The sequence below is a fragment of the Pseudomonas sp. BSw22131 genome, from assembly GCF_026810445.1.
Lineage (GTDB): Bacteria > Pseudomonadota > Gammaproteobacteria > Pseudomonadales > Pseudomonadaceae > Aquipseudomonas > Aquipseudomonas huanghezhanensis.
Genome location: NZ_CP113949.1, coordinates 1,154,804 through 1,171,795, shown reverse-complemented (window position 1 = coordinate 1,171,795; position 16,992 = coordinate 1,154,804). Strand labels below are relative to the sequence as shown.

Genomic DNA, 16,992 nt, shown 5'->3' with positions numbered 1-16,992 from the left:
CCTCGGGATACCCTTGAAGCGGCCCGCTCACCCGCTGATCCTGAAATTTCCAGCAGAGCCGCAAAAGTGGGCGCAAGCTTATCGAGGTGGCAGAGATTAAGGAAATATCGTTTCACAATCCAGCTCATAGCCCACTTCTATGCCCATGCGCTGACGCATTCAACAGCCTGTGAACGTTATGTCGCTAGACTTAGCGCCAATGAGTTTGTTTCCGAGAATGTCACTGGCGGCACGTAATCCGGGCTGGCGCTGCCGTCTTGGGTCCACCCGATCAAATCCCCTTCACGCGCCGCATAAACCCGCTTTCAACCGCTTCGTAAAGCCGGTAAGGTCAGCGCGTTTTCAACGTCTGGAGGCTCCGATGCCTGCACCCGCTCTGTCTGGCCCGCAATACCTTCGCGAAGGCCTCAAACTGGTTCTCAGCCCTGGCCTGCGGCTGTTTGTATTGCTACCACTGACCATTAACCTGGTTCTGTTTGCCGGGCTGATTTACCTGGCCGGCCACCAATTCGAACTGTGGGTCGACACCTTCATGCCGACGCTGCCCAACTGGTTGAGTTTTCTCAACTACATCCTCTGGCCGCTGTTCGTGGTGCTGGTCATTTTGATGGTGTTCTTCACCTTCACCATGATCGCCAACATCATCGCTGCACCGTTCAACGGGTTTCTGGCTGAAAAGGTCGAAGTCGTGGTTCGCGGTACAGATGACTTCCCCGCGTTCAGCTGGGGTGAACTGGCCGCCATGATTCCCCGCACTCTGAGTCGCGAGATGCGCAAGCTGGGGTACTTCCTTCCGCGTGCGCTCGGGCTGTTCATTCTTTCGTGGATACCGGTGGTTAACATCATTGCTGCACCGCTGTGGCTACTGTTCGGCGTGTGGATGATGGCGATCCAGTACATCGACTACCCCGCCGACAACCACAAAATGAGCTGGCAGGACATGCTGGCGTGGCTACGCGCCAAGCGCTGGCAGAGTTTGAGTTTTGGCGGGATTGTCTATGTTGTGCTGTTGATACCCGTGGTCAACATCCTGATGATGCCGGCCGCAGTGGCGGGTGCGACGTTGTTTTGGGTCAGGGAGCGCGGCGCGGAGACGCAATTGGCAAAGACTGCCTAACCGCGATCGACACACAACAAAGGCCTCGCAATGAGGCCTTTTTTTATGGCTGGCTTAAAGCGATGGGGAGGAAAGCACGACAAGTGCAAGGTAATTCCCGTACCAAAAAAGCAAGCCGACAACGACCCACAGCCAATTGGCGCCGGAGAGTTCTGCATTGCTGCTTCCAGACGGATCATCGTTCACGACATTAATGAAGCGTTGCACCCGCATCAGCAAAAGGCTGTAAAGCGTTATCTGAGCAAGTGAGAAAAGGAGCAGCCCAATGGGGCCTGCATCTATCGCCAGCAGGCTTGGTTGCCTCGTCAGTGCTCTGATAAATCCATCCAGAAAACCCAGCCACCAAGGAGAAAAGACGATCAGGATGAAGAGCACTGCAATGAGTTTCCACCACGGCATCCCGCCCTTTCCCCTCTCCAGATGCACACGATCAACCTTGCTAAGCAATGAGGGGAAGAAGAACCAGGAAAACACAGCGCGCGGAACCGGCCAGATAGAACGCCCGGAAAAATGTTTATACAGCGCCCAGTTCTTGTAGAACCAATACACTCCGTAAAGCCCTGATGTGGTAATCAACATAAACAGCAGTTTTGCAGGCGAAACAGTAAAAAACGCTGAGCCGCCTTTGGTTTCAGGGGTGAGGTCAGCCTTAGGCGACGTATAGTTGGAATCAGGCACAGTAGATACTCGACAAGATGAAGCCGCGCATCCTATCGACTACCCATCCGCTTTAATCTGTTACCAAAAAATCAGGACCGATCCTACACAAGCCCTTCCCAAATCCCACCCTGGACCGTGTGTCTACTGACGCCTTTACCTTCGCAAGTAGCTGATGAACTGGCGTTTCAACTCGCCTTGCGGGTAGTCATAAATAGCCAAGTAGATGGCTTCATGACTCACATGTAGCTCGGGGTGATCGGGCAGATACAGTGTAGTCTGCTGGCGATTTGCTGGGGTGACGCCAGACCAAAACGGCGATAGCTCGAAGATGAGTTATTGAAGCTGAATCACCATGATGGCGACGCGTTCCTCAGTGCCGAGATGTGTGTATTTCACTGACGTGGCAAGACCTTGCATCAGGTGGTGCACTTGGTCGTTGAGTCCGCCGAAGCATAGGCCAAAGGCTAGCATCATCGAGCGAATACAACACAGCGCAAGAGTGACCCTCTTGTTTGCCCATGAAACGATTGAAGCCATGCGCCATGGTACTCAGTAATATATATCCTCTGTCACCAGTGTGTTTCCATCGTAGCGATTATTACTATCGAAACTCTGCGGTGCAAGGTACGTCTCAAATGTTCCAAGATGAGCGATTTTCTCATTGGACGTCCTCAGCATAGAATCCGCCAGTGCGAGTGCCAATAATGTTTCATTCCAGTAGGGTGAAGGCCTTCCATGCTTAGGAATGTTAAACACGGCTTTAACTCGGGACAGTCGATGCGGCTTAACAATAAGTGCTTTATGAACATCAGAACAATCGGAGTCGTCGATGAGAACTATACGATAAACGGGCACACTAGAAAGTCTTTTAATAATATTCCTAGCAAAATCATCATAGCCAAATATAACATATGTATCACTTCTGCCAAAATGTGCTGGAACTGTGTCTGTTAGAATTACCCCCCTAAACAAAGGTATTAGTCTTGACAGCGTTTTGCCGTATTCATTATTTTGGGCAATGACAATTATGTTTCCGCTCCCTCGTTTAGCAATACAATCAAACACACAGTATTGCACAAGCGCTTTGTTGTTGTTTTGATACTTATAGGTAAGGTATTGTTGATTAGCAGGCAACAGGTCAAGTTGGCAAGAAGTGGCTGCAGGCAGGATCACCGGCATATGGGCTGCGGCATAATACGGCATAGCAGAAATCGCAGCTATACTGGAAAAGTGCCCTATGACGATGTCCGCGCCCCAATCGATCAATCCCTTCGCTGAGTTGGCGCCCCCCGATCGGGATTTTTGGTCGCTCACAGTTCTATACATATATGAATTGAGGGCAGGAAAATTATCGAGGCTATACGCGATAGCCTCGATAAAAGTCTGAGTGTGGTAGGTTGCACTGTCATCGAGTGCAATAGCCAATCCGATTTTTTTCATTTAATCGATATTTTTATTTTATTACTGTAGCTTAACGCTTTAAATTCGGTCTCTTTACGTACGCTTCCCGATACTCCAAGGAAACCGACGATGTCATTTCCAAAAGGAGGCCTTTTAATTAAAGTGCCAGGCTGAGCCGTGATTTTCAACATAAATACAGCTGGGTCATTTGTAATGGTCGCAGGCACCAAAATATCGGTGATTGTGCCTGGACCGGAAATCAAACATAAAGCGAATGTATCCAAACCTGTGGGACTATAAAAACCATGGTTAGGTTTGACTCCCATTGCAATATCTATTGCCGATTTGACTGGGCAATAACCAGATGATAATCGAGACATAAAATCAAGGCCGCCGCCACCCAAGCGAGCGGCGATTTCGATTATATAAGGCTTATTCTGATGAAAGCGAATTTCTGCGTGCATAGCACTCCGCGTCAAGCCTTGAGCGACTGCGCCAGCATGCACCGCGGCTCTCACCCTTTCAATATCAAGCGGGCACAGGTCGGTGGGCGCGTGATGCACATCGTCATCAAAGGAATTACCTTCCAATGTAACTCTATCAACGATAGAGCCAAGCACAGTTTCACCGTCCCAAGTAAAAGCTTCAATCAGAAATTCCCGACCATCAAGGTACGACTCTACAAGCAAACTGTTAGGGCCTAAAAGACTCGTGATGCCTTCCTTCAAAAACTGACTCATCGCGTTGATACCTTTGAACGCCGTTGGGAATGCGTCGTTGAGTTCTTCATGATTATTGATTTTATACACAAACTGACTACCGGAACCAAGTGTGGGTTTGAGAATGACGGGAAAGCCTATTGAGTCGGCGGCTTTGCGTGCTTCATCAATCGTGTTCGTAAGCGCAAATGCTGGATGTGGGGCATTGTGGGTCCTGTGCGCGTTTCGCATGAATATTTTATTTCGGCTGTTCGCCGCTGCATTCACCGTGATTGATGGCAGCCCTAGCGCGGTCGCTATAATGGCAGTAGCGATAACGCTGTTCTCGGCAAGCGTGAAAACACCATCGAATTTTTGTTCCTGATTAATCTCTATGGCTCGTTTGGTTAAATCGGTGGTGTCCATGGTGTTGGCAACAAAAAATTTTCCCTCTTTCCAATGGTCGAAGTCAGCGACACCGGAAAAAACATATAAATCTACACCATAGTTTTCAATCTGTTGATATCGCGAGTTGTAATAATCACCAAATTGCCCTACTTCGATGGCTAACAATTTCATTTCGTTGGCCCTTTGATAACGAATAATGAAGCAAGTGATGTCAGGGCAACAACGGTGGCTGCTAATGCCACGTATCCTGCTATCACATCGAATGTGTCTACCAAGCTGCCGATGACGTAAATCAACACAACCGATGATGCCAGGCCAAGCGCGTTGCTCATTCCAAAAAAGCGGCCAGTGTATTGTGAGGAAATTGAGTTAAACATTAGTGTTCGACAGGAAATTCTGGCGATGCCAAAGGACAGTGCGCCTAAAGGGAAAAACACGATAAGCCACATAATATTAAATTGCGGTTGCAAGGCAATAAATAAGGCGTTTCCGATATAGCCTATAATTACTATTGATAACAGTGAATAGCGTTTTTGTAAAACGGGCGTCAGTGCAGCAGCAACGAATACACCAACACCGGCCAAAGCATCGACAATACCAAGTACGCTGGCTCCCGCGCTGTAATGTTTGGTGACGAGTATAACCAAGAGCATATTGCTGACGGTTATAATAATGTTGCCGATACCATATAGCAGGATTAACCAAGGCTTCCTAATCTGGACATCTCCTTTCTCCAGATCGGCGTCAGCATTTGAGCTAGTGTCCGTCAGCGTTGTTGATTGGCGGTTGATGTTGATTAGTTTGAATAAAAAAGCGCTACATAAGAAGGTTATTGCATTCAACACAAATACAAAATTCACGCCTGAGTACTGAATCAGAAATCCACCAATAGCAACCGATGTCAAAGTACCGATCTGTGTTGACATTTCTAATTTCGAGTTAAAAATGGCCATTCGGGTTTTAGTGATGGCGTCTTTGATAATAGCGTTGTTTGCCGGGAAAAACATTGCGGTTGTTAAGGACAGCATAAAGCTACCGACATATACGGTCATTGACGGGTCATCAAAAAAGGCGATGCCCACCAAAATGCTAATCACAATAACCGCATTTAAAATATTTGTAACGATACAAATTTTTTTGCGATCGTAGGTGTCTGAAATTTTTCCGAATAAAAGCGAGAAAAATGCTTGTGGGAGAGCCACTAGTATAAATAGAAAACCTACAGCTTTGGCGGTTCCCATGATTTGCGAAATAATAAGCGCATTGGCAATAATAAGAACACCGCTACCCAGAGTAGAGATCAATGAAGCGAGAAGTAGATAACGCTCATTATTATCTCGCGCGGGGAGTGTCTGTTGATTTACAAGGATCTCACTACTCATTTCATCTAGCCTTTATAATCATGTCACTTATGATTTCTGATATTGCTGGCGCGGCCTTAAATAACGATGCGTCGCAAGCGTTGATAGAAATTACGTTGTGATCTGGTCGTATTTCCCAATAGGTATTCGTATGTCGGGCAGATACCGGTAGTTCAAAATACTCAGAGACGCGCACGTCGAACGTTGTGTATTCGGCTTTTATTTTGCGAATAAGATAGTCAGTCATCTCATTAATTTGATCTACGCTTATTTTCTTTGTTAGAAAAAGATTACTAGCGCTCACACTCAGAATTTTTCTATCGACTGAGGGCACAGCCCACGTCGTTTGCGGATCACCAAAATTAAGCAACGGTAGGAGACCGTCATTAGTCGTGGCCTCGCTAAGGTTGAAGTCAATATGCAGTTGATAATGTTTTTTCAGTGTGCATGGTTCTCTTTGTGAGAACGCGTATTTCCCTGGTCGACCGGTTAAAAGAATAATCCCAGAGTAGTTGCGTTTTCCATGCGCAGTCTGAATAGAGCATTCAGAGATATCAGCATCGACGTTAATTTTTGTGTTAGGAAAAAAACTGACTTTACTCATGGATTTAAGCGTATCCACGAGATAAGAGTAAATCAATTTCCCGTTAATCAATAAGGCATCATTCGCAACAAACAAACGTTGTTCGCTAGTGATATCAATATCGTAAGCCTTCTTGATCGACAATTGGTCCGCGCTCAAGATTTCGAAGGTGTTGCCGCTGTTGTCATAGGCATCACCTAAAACTTCACACTGCGCCGATGTCAGCAGACGAACTATTTGGGTTTTTCTGACTGCTTCGAATTTAGACAAACTTTGGAGTCTCAGCCAAGCCTCTAACGACGACGCGGCTAATGCTTCTAGTGCTGGATTATTCTGGTGCACGTGCCGCCACATGCGAGCATCGGCAAAGGATAGATTACGTTTGTTCGGAATGTCTTCAGTATCATAGATCGCAACGGCCGCGCCCTTTCGGGCACAAGCCAGTGCTGTCATAACACCCAAGATCCCCGCGCCTACGATCGCAATTTCAGGACGCATGAAGTTCACTAATTTGAGTGCCATTGGTTAATACCGAGAGTTTCGGTAGTGTGAGCGTGCGTTTGGTATTCAAATTGAGTTTATTGTAGTTTTTTGCTTTGAATGAGTCATTGAAATCAATCATGATCAACGCCATTCCTTCGACGAGCACTAAGACCTGTGCGTTGAGTGATTCGGTGGTGCAGTGTTTCTCTAAGAGCAGGCTGTAAATTCTGTCAATGTGAGCTAACACCCAGTCAGCTAAACGGCGCATGCTGAATGTTTGAATATCACATGCTTGCTGTAAGCGATCTTTCATCACTTGAATAGCTAAGGTGTCGCGCTTCAGTTCAGCGTTTTCCACCATGCACCATTGGTGATTGTTGTAGGCATTTACTAAGTTGTTCCAAGGCGCGATCAACTGCCTCTCGATAACGGTGTTGAGCGCGGCGAGGCTAAAGTTACTTCTGTTGTGCTCCGGACATGTCAAACAAAGGTAAAATCTAGCGTAGTCGCGAGCCACGGTTTTTAGCAAATCGCGCGCCCAGATCAAATGATTTCGACTGGTTGAGAATTTAGAATTTTCCAATTCGTAAAACTCATTTGGCACGATGAAGTCTGGCAAAATGTATTTGCCCTCATGCGCCATCAACAGAGCTAAGTGAGTGACACCCCAGAAGTAAGAGTTATCAAAGCCTAGAAAATACCCAATAGTATTACCACTCTCTACGCGCCAAGATGCATCTGTTTCGGCGCGGAGAGTTTCTCCTATCGCATTACAATACATGGATGCAGCCATTCCTTCAGCCCAAGCATTAATAACCTGCCCTTCTGTACCAGGGAATGGTGATGGCAGACCCCATGTGATGGGATAGGTAATAGGGAATTCAATCAGGGCCTTACTGAACAACTCATTCATGAGTTGCAGGATATGAGGTCTCCATTTACCTTTTTTACCTGTATAAAAAGCCTCAAGTTGTTCCCGATAATCCTCGAGGACCAAGACAAGAATCTCGGCGTCTTTATAGATAAGTTCTTCGTAGGGTGGTAGCGTGGCCCGTGGATTTAGTAAGTTGTCAAAGTTGTTGGGATGGCCACAACTTTCGCAAAGCCCGCCGCGGGTCTGACTTAAACATATTGGGCATTCACCAGAAACGAATGACTCGACCATGAATTTTTTACGGTTGACAGAGAAGGGTAACTTTACGGACTTCAGTTTAAACTTTCCTGCATTGTGTAAGGGAAGTAGAAAATCCATAACCATCTTTTTATATTCATCATCGAATGGAGCATATCCGTCCAAGCTAATACCCCAAGCCGACAGGCTGCGTTCAATTTCTGTGGCTGCGCTTTCGCAAAGGCTTTCTGGCGTGATGCCTAAATGTAACGCGCTGGTGACAACATATGTCTGGCTGTCGTCAGTGCCAGTTGCGTAATTGACATGCTTGCCCTGCGATCTAAGTGCTCGTGCATAGATATCGGCAGCAAGGTAAGGACCGGCCATGTGTCCAACATGCAAGTCGCCATTGGGTGTCGGTGGCGGGGCAATAATAAGTACATTACTCATTGTTGTCACCTCCGCGATTGGAGAGGCTAAACATATGACGTTGAGAAAATTTTCGGGCCATTTCTTCATCCCACCAGATGCTGAACATCTCAAATGTTTCGTCACTTTCATTGATAACACTATGCTGTAAATTAGGCGGAAAATGCACAACGTCACCAGCTTTAAACAAAGTTTTTTTACCTTCCGAAATAATGAAGGCATTACCTTTCAAGGCGATAAAAATTTCATACTCATGATGGCAATGAGGAGACGATGATGTATGTGCATCAATTACGCACCACGAACCCTCGAAGGGCGCATTTAGCTCAGGCCAAGGTAGTAGCCTGTGTGAAAACAAGTTGTTCTCAAATTTAAACATTTTACGGTGTAATGTTTTTAATGAATGCATTCAATCACACTCCTTATTAGTCAGGTATATAGGTCATTAACTATTTCCTGTGAACGTTGCGCCAATACGCTAAGCAAGGAATCGGCAATGCCATGGGTAGATTCGTTAACACCTTGAAGGTGCAGAGAGGCCCCACCGACATACGGGAGTTCAGCGCGGTAGTGCCTGCTTACATTGAAGGATGTGCGATCCATCATCAGCATTGATTCGTTAAAAATATCCGGAATAGTGTTTTTATAACCTGTGCCTAAAAACACCAAATCAAACTGCTCTGTTTCTGTCTTACTCTGTACCTTATTAAACCAAGTTAAAATGATTCTAAGCCCATCATCATAGGCGCTTTGAATGTTGCATTGCGTATAAATCGCGGCACGGGTGCTGCCGTTTAACTCCTGCAAGTAATGAAAACGGTATAAGGTATCCAAGCTGACTGGAGCGACACCTGAGTAGTTGGTAGTGTGCATTTCCGCAAGCACTTGAGCGCGCGACCTGGCGTCGATATTGAAAAAAGTATTGACTTGGTCATTGCTGAACAGCGTATTTGTAAATTTGCTGCCTTCATAGTTTACAAGCCCAATTGAGCGCATAATCATTTTTACGTTGGCTTGTGGGAATTGCTCAAGGCAGCTCTGGTAAATTTCCACACTACTTTGCCCGCCACCAATAACAGCGATGTTGTTCACTGTTGTCTTATCGATGCCCTGAAGAGACGTCAGATAGTTTGAGCTATGCGTGACTCGGTCCCGACTTATTTTTTAAAGGCTTCTGGAACGTTTATATCGCGGCCAGCACCAAACACCAATTTTTTAACCTTGTACCTTTCTCCGCTCTCAGTGCGTACAAGCCAGGCGCTAATTTCTCCGGCCTCAGTTAGTTCAGGTTTAATCCGAGAAACTTTGCTCCCGTATAAGATTTTGGTTTTTGTCAAGCTACCCGCGACCCACTGCAAGTAGTCCGACAGTTCACGTCGATACGGATTGAACGTTTGAAGATTGATGAACCTCTCAAGTTTCCCGGTTTTGTGAAGAAAGTTGAGAAAACTAAAACGGCTCGTCGGGTCTCGTGGCGTTACCAAATCTTTAAGGAACGAAACTTGCGATTGGGCTTCTGGAAATAACATTCCTTTTTGCCAAGATACGCAGAGTTCTTGCTCAAGAATGACAGAACTTCCGATTTCGTTTGTGGAAGCATATTCTTCCAGAGCAACAGCGATAGATAGGTTCGCTGGACCACTGCCGATCATTAATAAATCAACTTTTTGCATGTGCCTTTCTTATGTACACATCGAATGTAGTTCGCATTTTTTGCCACGTCTGATGCATTTTATTTATTCGTTTCTTTAACCATTCATGAGCGTTTATCGGCCACGGCCGGTTTGTTGGAAATAGCTCCACACCTCGGCCAGACGCATGATCGGGCGAGTATGTTGAAGGCGATCAATAGGCCGACCGACAGTTGCCCGTCCATCACAAACCGCGCGCCCAGCCATAACGCGGCGACGTCACCAATTTGCCAACCAAACCCATGGCTTGGTTGGCAAATGCCGATAGGTTTTGCATCCGAAAACCGGCAGCCACATAACCGGCGAGCTGGTTGTCCCACTTGCGGATGATTTGTGGCTCTTCTGCTATGGATTTCAGGGTGTCGATCCCATTGATAGTTTCGACTAGAAACGACTGATTCTCCCCGCCCCGACTAAAGCTTTCGTTCAAACGCACCCGCAAGGGGGGGGTCACCATTAGCAACGAAAGAAAGAAATACAGCGGCAGCGCCAACCGCACTACCAGCGTCAGCCGCCCGCCGTAGACGAACATCACGGCGATAATTGCCACCGAGAAAAACACGTCGAAGATCAAGGTGATGCTGTTGCCGGTGAGGTAGGTACGGATCTGTTCCAGTTCGCGCACCCGCGCTACCGACTCACCGACCCTGCTTGGCTGGAAACAAACCAAGGGTAGGGTCACCAGGTGTTGAAACAGCCTTGAGCCGAGTTCGACATCTAGACGGCTAGCGGTGTGGGAGAATAGAGATGTGCGCAAACAACTGAGAGCGCTTTCGAACAACAGGATGCAGAGCAGGCCGAAAGGGATCACGTCCAAGCTGCTAAGCCCGCGGTGGACCAGAACCTTGTTCATCACCCCCTGAAAAAATAGCGGGGTCAACAGCGCAAAGATTTGTAGCCCAAAAGAGACCAACAATACTTCACCGAGAAGTTTGCGGTATTTTACGATCGCCGGAATAAACAAGGTGAAGTCGAACTTCGACAGTTCAACGGTCAACGCGGCGTCGGAGCGCAGCAGAATCAATTCTGCCGCTCCAGCGTGCCTGCAAGTCGAGGGGAAAGCTCTCGGGGAGCTGAGCACGGGATCATGGATCAGCAGTTCGTCTTCGGACAGGCGCGCGATGATGAAAAAGCGTCCCTCAGCATCGACCGCTATGACCGGCAGCGGAAGCTGGGACAGTCGATCGACGTGGCTACTTACAACCTTCGCTTTCAAGCCGATTTGCTTTGACGCGAGCAACAATTGCGGAGTAGTGAACACGCGATCACCTTCCAGAACCTGGTGAACGAGCTGTTCCGCGGAGACTGCCAGATGGTGACGACGGCCCGGCATTACCAGGCAGGCAAGTCCAGTATCGGATAGGGGTTGAGCACCTGGTCCTTGGGTTTCATTGTTCACAGCAAAATCCTTTTCTTAACAGGGGCTGAACTCAAGCAAGGCTGCACAGCGCGCAAATCTACTGGTTTGCAGACCGAAGACCTTTCATGCGCCGAGTATTAGTATTTTCCAGATCAATAGATGTAGGGATCTTCCGAAAAAAGCACGGGGACTTTCCGCAAAAAAAATGGTGGTTTTTGTGAGCCCGGTTCCTTTCAGAAGTACCGGCACCGGTTGGCAGCGAGTCCTGACAAGCCACCACCTCTAAGTAACCCTAAGGTGCCACGCGGGCATCAGACAGTGAAAAAAAGCCAAAAGTTGATTTTTGACAATTGAAGAGTTTCAAAATAATCTTAAATTGATGGCGTCAAATGACAATAGAATTACTACTGAAATCCTGAAGAAGACTTCCAAATTTGGCAGAATATCCGATATCAACCGCCGAAACGCTTGATGAAGCAAATGACCTTCGCCGACGCTGAGTACGCTGGCAAACGCAAGCAAACCCGTAAATAGCGTTTCCTGATTGAGATGACTCAGATCGTACCCTGGAATGGATTAATCAATATGATCGAGTCTCATTACCCAAAGGCGATGGTGGCCGTGCAGCCTGTCCGTTAATGGCGGTGTTGTGCATGCACCTGATTTAAAACTGGTTCGGCTACAGCCATCCGGCGGTGTTAGAAGCGCTGTACGAGACAACGATCCTGCGCCAGTTCCCAGGTTTGATTCTGGACCGGATTCCCGATGAAGCCACCATTCTCAACTTCCGGCGCTTACTCTAAAAACATGAGTTGGCAGGCGGGATTATGGACGTCATCAACGGCTATCTGGGTGATCGTGGTTCGATTCCGCGTCAAGGTACGGTGGGCGATGCGACGATCATTCATGCGCCCAGTTCGACCAAGAATAAGGACAGCAAACGCGATCCCGAAATGCACCAGACGATGAAAGGAAAGTACTATTTCTTCGGCATGAACGTGCATATCGGCGTTAATGCCGAGTCGGGGTTAGTCTATAGCCTAGTCGGCACAGCGGCGAATGTGGCGTACGTGACTCAAGTCGATCAGTTGCTGCGCGGCAAGAAAACCTATGTCATTGGTGATGTGGGTTGAACCGGCATGACGAGCGTGCGGAGAATCAGGATCGCCAGATGATCTGGTCGATCGCGGCACGCCCAGGCAGTTACAAAAAGTACGGCGAGAACAGTTTGATCGCACGCATGCGTCGCAAGATCAATTGCGCGAAAGCTCAAGTGCGGGCATAAGCTTGAACATCCGTTTCGTGTGATCAAGCGCCAGTTTGGTTATACGAAAGTCAGGCTTCGCGGATTAAGTAAATACATCACGCGATAGCCCACTCTATTTGCCCCGTCGAACCTTTGGATGATCCGAAAACGGCTGTTGGCTACGGGAGATGTGCGCCTGTAATGCGCTATAGACACCAGTTCACCGAGTTTTTCCACCACAGAAAAATGTGGGTTTCCGCCCCCTGTTTTAGTAAGTGGTCGGTCGCATTCCAGTCAAGGTAGCAGGCAATGTATAAAAGATGCATAGCAATTGTTCCGGGATCAATTTTTGCGAACTAAAGCCACTGGTAGACCATGGCCTTAAAAACTTACATTTGCAAATCGTTGTCTGTCGCCCACTGCAACTGGTAATTAACACGCCCCAACGATAGTTTCTATGTCACCTATTATTAAAAATAATCGTCACGTAAACGAGCGGACAATCTATCTTTAGTTCATCAAAGACAACAAACAGCACCATCCACGACCGAAGCGTCTATTGGAGTGTGCTCGTCGACAACTTAGCCGTTCGTAGCCCTGTCAGTCCCCAAAGGTTACCGCTGTGCACGGGCATGCCGTCTTGCTGAAGGCAAAGCACTGGGAACGCTCCACTGTCGAATCGCACGAGTTTGATTCTGTAAGGGTTCATTGTTTACACACTCCCAAGGTAAGCAATGATAAGCGCTAGACTACGATTCCATTTTTAGCGAAACTTTCTAACTGTTTGTTTTTATAATGTTTGCTTGATAATTATTTACGTTTTAATCTAAGTCGGCGCTACTGCCTGGCGCCCGTGAAAAACCTCGGGCCGGTTGCTGGACTAGTCAACTCAGCTCCGAAAATCAGGACCCGTCCTACAATAGTCTTCACGACATCCCACGCCCTACCTAAGCAACCATCAACGAGCCTCATCCGAGAGAGCAAATGCCTGTGAACGTTGTTTGCAGGCCAGCGTTTATCCTCAGGAGTCTTGATTGCCATGGAAGTGAAAAACAATACTCAACCCATCCAGAACCCACCCGCCTACCTGGAACGCAAGGTGGATTCTCGTTCGACAAAGTTCATGCAAGCGCTGGGTGAAGCCGTGGACGCCACACAGCCCGTTAAAAAAACAGTCGCATCCGAACCCGCCGCCCTCACCCGCCTCATTAGCCCACGCGCATCCATGGAGCTGAGAAGTCTCAATCCCGTCGAAATGATTTATTCACCTAAGCCTGCAGCGCTGGAAAAAATTGGAAATTCGCGAGTTTTACCGTTTGCGGCGGACTCTCGTCAGTGAGTGGGTGCAAAAGTGCTGCATACGAAAACAGTCACAGGCCGTCACAAATCCATCACATCGGCGCCACAAAACCGCAACGCTCGACTCCGAAACTGGCCGTCATGAGCGAATCCCTGCAGATCACCTTGATTACCGAAACTTTTGCACCCGAGATCAATGGGGTGGCCAACACGCTGAGTCGCTTGTGCGATGGATTACGTCTGCGTGGGCATCGGGTTGAGGTGGTACGACCCAGACAGGCTGGCGACAAAACGGGCGCGGCTCGGGACGACGTCATGCTCTGTCGGGGGTGGCCGATTCCGGGTTATCCGGGGCTGCAATGGGGGCAGTCCTCAATGCACAAGTTTCTGCGCCGCTGGAAACGTACTCGCCCGGATGTGCTGTACATCGCCACTGAAGGGCCGCTCGGGTTGTCTGCGTTACGCGCAGCGCGGCGTCTGGGGATCGCGACGGTCAGTGGGTTCAGCACCAATTTCCAGCAATACGCCCAAGAGTACGGGCTGGGGTTTCTCACACGTGTACTGACTCACTACCTGCGCTGGTTTCACAACCGCTCCGACGCGACGCTAGTGCCCAGTCCCAGTCAAAAAGCCGAGCTTGAACGTCGAGGTTTCGAGCGTTTGCAACTGCTATCACGGGGCGTCGACAGTCAGCTGTTTCATCCGTCTAAGCGTTCGGGTTTTCTGCGTGAAAGCTGGGGGCTTGAAGCCGCCGATGTGGCAATCGTGCATGTTGGCCGTCTGGCGCCCGAGAAAAACCTCCGGCTTCTCAGGCCGACATTCGATGCGCTGCAAAAGGCTCACCCCGACAAGACGCTCAGAATGATCATTATCGGTGACGGGCCAGAACGTGCAGCGCTGGAACAGCAACTGCCCGATGCCGTGTTCTGTGGCACGCAACGGGGCGAAGCGCTGGCCGCTCACTACGCCTCCGGCGATCTGTTTGTATTCCCGAGCCTGACCGACACCTTCGGTAACGTGGTGATGGAAGCTCTGGCGTCGGGGTTGGGGGTGGTCGCGTACGACGAGGCGGCCGCCGCGCAACATATCCGTCACGGACACAACGGCGCAGTGGCGATGCCAGGCGACGAAGAGGGCTTCATCGATGCAGCGCGCTGGATGCTGGAAGATGAGGAAACTCTGCGCCGTGTGCGCCTCAACGCCCGCCAGCACGCTGGCCGCCACGGCTGGGCAGGGATTATCGAGCTGTTCGAAAAACAGTTGCGATCGGTGATTAAGGTCCACGCAATGCCTGAAGCGGATGCCACCCCACGCCGGGCATCAAGACCGTCGTGAGGCCCGGCACGTCACTCAATCAAGTGTGGTCAGCGCTTCACGACTGAAGGGCAGAATGTCGTGTTCACGCCCTTCGCGCACCTTCACCGCCCAGTCCGGGTCCACCAACAGGGCGCGCCCAACGCCGACCAGATCAAACTCGTCGTTGGCCAAACGCTGCAGAAGATTCTCCAGACTCGCCGGCTGCGCGACCTTGTCGGTATTGACCATGAACTGCAGAAACTCGCCGTCCAGCCCGACGCTGCCAACAGTGATCGTCGGCTTGCCAGTAAGTTTTCGAGTCCAGCCAGCCAGGTTCAAATCAGAGCCTTCGAACTCGGGCTCCCAGAAACGCCGCGTCGAGCAGTGGAAAATATCGACGCCAGCGTCCGAAAGCGGCGCGAGAAACGCCCCAAGTTGTTCAGGCGTCTGCACCAGACGCGCCGTGTAATCCTGCTGCTTCCATTGTGAAAACCTGAAGATGATCGGGTAATCAGGCCCGACTGCGGCTCGAACCGCCTGAATCAACTCAATGGCGAAACGCGAGCGGTTGGCAAGGCTGCCGCCGTACTCATCGGTGCGCTGGTTAGTGCCATCCCAGAAGAACTGATCGACGAGATAGCCGTGTGCGCCATGAATCTCCACACCGTCCATCCCGATGGACTGGGCGTCTTTGGCCGCCTGGGCAAAAGCCCCGATGACTTCATCAATGTCCTGCTTGCTCATGCCATGGACGACGACCTTGCCATCCTTGAGCTTTTCGGTGGGACCATAAGCCGGCACCGTGCCGTCCGGCTCAGTGCCCAGGCGGCGGACAGCACCGACGTGCCAGAGCTGTGGAACGATCTTGCCGCCTTCGGCGTGAACCGCTTCCACGACCTTTCTCCAGCCTGCCAGTGGCGCTTCACCAAAAAACTGCGGAACGTTGGGGTAGCCGTTCGAGGCCTTGTGATCGACGGTAGTGCCTTCGGTGACAATCAAGCCAACGCCCGCTGCCGCACGTCGTCGGTAGTACTCGATCACCTTTGAATTGGGCACACCACCGGGCGAAAAAGAGCGCGTCATTGGCGCCATTACCACCCGCGACGGTAGGTGCAGCGTGCCCAGGGTGAAAGGCTTGAACAGGGCTTTTACCGGCATGCGCGCTTCCTCGAAATGAGCTGGAATTTTCAGATGACGGAGGATAGAGCGAGGGGTCGGGCGCGGGACAGCACTATTGATTGCCGTGATCAAGGCTCAGAAGTCGCTGCTCAGGGTCTGAAACCGGGAGCTATTATCGGCGGGGGAGGATGTTAAAGGAAGCGCGACACTGAAAGGCTCAGTGCAGCGCTTTTTCGATTGCAGCGATGACAGCGGGGTCATCCGGCGCAGTACGCGGGGAGAATCTGGCCAATACGCGACCATCCTGCCCAACGAGGAATTTTTCGAAATTCCAGGTGATGTCGCCCGGGAACTCAGCGCCCTCGCCTGCCAGCAGCCGGTAAAGCGAATGACGATGCGGGCCATTCACTTCGAGCTTGTCGCCCAAAGGGAACGTCACGCCGTAGTTCAGCGAGCAGAATTCCTGAATCTCGTCCTGAGTACCAGGTTCCTGGCCAGCGAACTGATTACAAGGCAGGCCCAACACGCTGAAGCCCTTGTCCTTGTAAGTTTGATAGAGGTTTTCCAGCGCAGCGTATTGCGGTGTCAAACCACATTTGGACGCCACGTTGACCACCAGAACCGCTTTGCCTTTGAGCGGCGCGAGAGGCAATTCCTGGCCATCCAGAGCTTTTAATTTCAGGTCGTGAAATATACTCATGACGAACTCCCCTGCTCACCCTATAAAAAA

The 16,992-nt window shown here is 49.7% G+C and carries 15 protein-coding genes and 2 pseudogenes; 4 read left to right on the top strand and 13 right to left on the bottom strand.

Annotated features, from left to right (window positions below):
* The first annotated feature begins 361 nt into the window (after positions 1 to 361).
* Positions 362 to 1,117, top strand: a complete 756-nt coding sequence (gene cysZ, locus OYW20_RS05200) for a sulfate transporter CysZ (protein WP_268799658.1) — start codon at positions 362 to 364, stop codon at positions 1,115 to 1,117.
* A 54-nt stretch (positions 1,118 to 1,171) separates the two neighbouring features.
* On the opposite strand, the gene OYW20_RS05195 is transcribed toward cysZ, so the two are convergent.
* The 11 genes and pseudogenes from OYW20_RS05195 to OYW20_RS05145 all read right to left on the bottom strand — a co-directional run bounded on the left by OYW20_RS05195 (position 1,172) and on the right by OYW20_RS05145 (position 11,341).
* Positions 1,172 to 1,795 carry a hypothetical protein gene (locus OYW20_RS05195; protein WP_268799657.1) on the bottom strand — a complete coding sequence of 208 codons (624 nt, stop codon included), beginning with the start codon at positions 1,793 to 1,795 and terminating at the stop codon, positions 1,172 to 1,174.
* A gap of 138 nt (positions 1,796 to 1,933) precedes the next feature.
* A pseudogene (locus OYW20_RS26430) lies at positions 1,934 to 2,076 on the bottom strand (IS30 family transposase); the annotation flags it as partial.
* Between the two features lie 250 nt (positions 2,077 to 2,326).
* Positions 2,327 to 3,217 (bottom strand): ABC transporter substrate-binding protein, encoded by an 891-nt coding sequence (locus OYW20_RS05185; protein WP_268799656.1) that lies wholly within the window; start codon positions 3,215 to 3,217, stop codon positions 2,327 to 2,329.
* Positions 3,214 to 4,455: an ATP-grasp domain-containing protein gene (locus tag OYW20_RS05180; protein ID WP_268799655.1), complete on the bottom strand. Its 1,242-nt coding sequence runs from the start codon at positions 4,453 to 4,455 to the stop codon at positions 3,214 to 3,216. Before OYW20_RS05180 ends, OYW20_RS05185 begins: the two co-directional genes overlap by 4 nt.
* Positions 4,452 to 5,666 carry an MFS transporter gene (locus OYW20_RS05175; protein WP_268799654.1) on the bottom strand — a complete coding sequence of 405 codons (1,215 nt, stop codon included), beginning with the start codon at positions 5,664 to 5,666 and terminating at the stop codon, positions 4,452 to 4,454. The genes OYW20_RS05180 and OYW20_RS05175 overlap by 4 nt, the downstream gene beginning before the upstream one ends.
* 1 nt (position 5,667) lies before the next feature.
* Positions 5,668 to 6,750: an FAD-dependent oxidoreductase gene (locus OYW20_RS05170; RefSeq protein WP_268799653.1), complete on the bottom strand. Its 1,083-nt coding sequence runs from the start codon at positions 6,748 to 6,750 to the stop codon at positions 5,668 to 5,670.
* Positions 6,716 to 8,272 (bottom strand): class I tRNA ligase family protein, encoded by a 1,557-nt coding sequence (locus tag OYW20_RS05165; RefSeq protein WP_268799652.1) that lies wholly within the window; start codon positions 8,270 to 8,272, stop codon positions 6,716 to 6,718. The genes OYW20_RS05170 and OYW20_RS05165 overlap by 35 nt, the downstream gene beginning before the upstream one ends.
* Positions 8,265 to 8,660 carry a cupin domain-containing protein gene (locus tag OYW20_RS05160; RefSeq protein ID WP_268799651.1) on the bottom strand — a complete coding sequence of 132 codons (396 nt, stop codon included), beginning with the start codon at positions 8,658 to 8,660 and terminating at the stop codon, positions 8,265 to 8,267. The genes OYW20_RS05165 and OYW20_RS05160 overlap by 8 nt, the downstream gene beginning before the upstream one ends.
* A gap of 20 nt (positions 8,661 to 8,680) precedes the next feature.
* On the bottom strand, positions 8,681 to 9,343 hold the full coding sequence (locus OYW20_RS05155) for a SidA/IucD/PvdA family monooxygenase (protein WP_408005465.1): 663 nt from the start codon (positions 9,341 to 9,343) through the stop codon (positions 8,681 to 8,683).
* A gap of 65 nt (positions 9,344 to 9,408) precedes the next feature.
* Positions 9,409 to 9,924 (bottom strand): SidA/IucD/PvdA family monooxygenase, encoded by a 516-nt coding sequence (locus tag OYW20_RS05150; RefSeq protein WP_268799650.1) that lies wholly within the window; start codon positions 9,922 to 9,924, stop codon positions 9,409 to 9,411.
* A gap of 202 nt (positions 9,925 to 10,126) precedes the next feature.
* A complete protein-coding gene (locus OYW20_RS05145) occupies positions 10,127 to 11,341 on the bottom strand; it encodes an ABC transporter transmembrane domain-containing protein (protein WP_408005464.1) in 1,215 nt (404 codons plus the stop codon).
* Positions 11,342 to 11,842: 501 nt separating this feature from the next.
* Between OYW20_RS05145 and OYW20_RS05140 the strand changes: the two are divergent.
* The 3 genes and pseudogenes from OYW20_RS05140 (at position 11,843) to OYW20_RS05130 (ending at position 15,182) form a co-directional block, all read left to right on the top strand.
* Positions 11,843 to 12,750: pseudogene (locus OYW20_RS05140) on the top strand (IS5 family transposase).
* A gap of 837 nt (positions 12,751 to 13,587) precedes the next feature.
* A complete protein-coding gene (locus OYW20_RS05135; protein ID WP_268799649.1) occupies positions 13,588 to 13,887 on the top strand; it encodes a hypothetical protein in 300 nt (99 codons plus the stop codon).
* 101 nt (positions 13,888 to 13,988) lie between these two features.
* Positions 13,989 to 15,182, top strand: coding sequence for a glycosyltransferase family 4 protein (locus OYW20_RS05130; protein ID WP_268799648.1), 1,194 nt, complete (start codon positions 13,989 to 13,991; stop codon positions 15,180 to 15,182).
* 15 nt (positions 15,183 to 15,197) lie between these two features.
* Here OYW20_RS05130 and OYW20_RS05125 read toward each other — a convergent pair whose 3' ends face one another.
* Together OYW20_RS05125 and OYW20_RS05120 are read right to left on the bottom strand one after the other, a co-directional pair.
* The gene (locus tag OYW20_RS05125) at positions 15,198 to 16,301 is read right to left on the bottom strand and encodes an NADH:flavin oxidoreductase (RefSeq protein ID WP_268799647.1); all 1,104 of its coding nucleotides are present in this window, start codon (positions 16,299 to 16,301) and stop codon (positions 15,198 to 15,200) included.
* 178 nt (positions 16,302 to 16,479) lie between these two features.
* Positions 16,480 to 16,962 (bottom strand): glutathione peroxidase, encoded by a 483-nt coding sequence (locus OYW20_RS05120; protein WP_268799646.1) that lies wholly within the window; start codon positions 16,960 to 16,962, stop codon positions 16,480 to 16,482.
* Positions 16,963 to 16,992: the final 30 nt, after the last annotated feature.

Bases quoted from the DNA above. Each gene is read 5' to 3' on its own strand.
- cysZ (WP_268799658.1), top strand. From the start codon at position 362: ATGCCTGCACCCGCTCTGTCTGGCCCGCAATACCTTCGCGAAGGCCTC.
- OYW20_RS05135 (WP_268799649.1), top strand. From the start codon at position 13,588: ATGGAAGTGAAAAACAATACTCAACCCATCCAGAACCCACCCGCCTAC.
- OYW20_RS05170 (WP_268799653.1), bottom strand. From the start codon at position 6,750: ATGGCACTCAAATTAGTGAACTTCATGCGTCCTGAAATTGCGATCGTA.
- OYW20_RS05125 (WP_268799647.1), bottom strand. From the start codon at position 16,301: ATGCCGGTAAAAGCCCTGTTCAAGCCTTTCACCCTGGGCACGCTGCAC.
- OYW20_RS05165 (WP_268799652.1), bottom strand. From the start codon at position 8,272: ATGAGTAATGTACTTATTATTGCCCCGCCACCGACACCCAATGGCGAC.
- OYW20_RS05130 (WP_268799648.1), top strand. From the start codon at position 13,989: ATGAGCGAATCCCTGCAGATCACCTTGATTACCGAAACTTTTGCACCC.
- OYW20_RS05180 (WP_268799655.1), bottom strand. From the start codon at position 4,455: ATGAAATTGTTAGCCATCGAAGTAGGGCAATTTGGTGATTATTACAAC.
- OYW20_RS05120 (WP_268799646.1), bottom strand. From the start codon at position 16,962: ATGAGTATATTTCACGACCTGAAATTAAAAGCTCTGGATGGCCAGGAA.
- OYW20_RS05185 (WP_268799656.1), bottom strand. From the start codon at position 3,217: ATGAAAAAAATCGGATTGGCTATTGCACTCGATGACAGTGCAACCTAC.
- OYW20_RS05160 (WP_268799651.1), bottom strand. From the start codon at position 8,660: ATGCATTCATTAAAAACATTACACCGTAAAATGTTTAAATTTGAGAAC.
- OYW20_RS05150 (WP_268799650.1), bottom strand. From the start codon at position 9,924: ATGCAAAAAGTTGATTTATTAATGATCGGCAGTGGTCCAGCGAACCTA.
- OYW20_RS05175 (WP_268799654.1), bottom strand. From the start codon at position 5,666: ATGAGTAGTGAGATCCTTGTAAATCAACAGACACTCCCCGCGCGAGAT.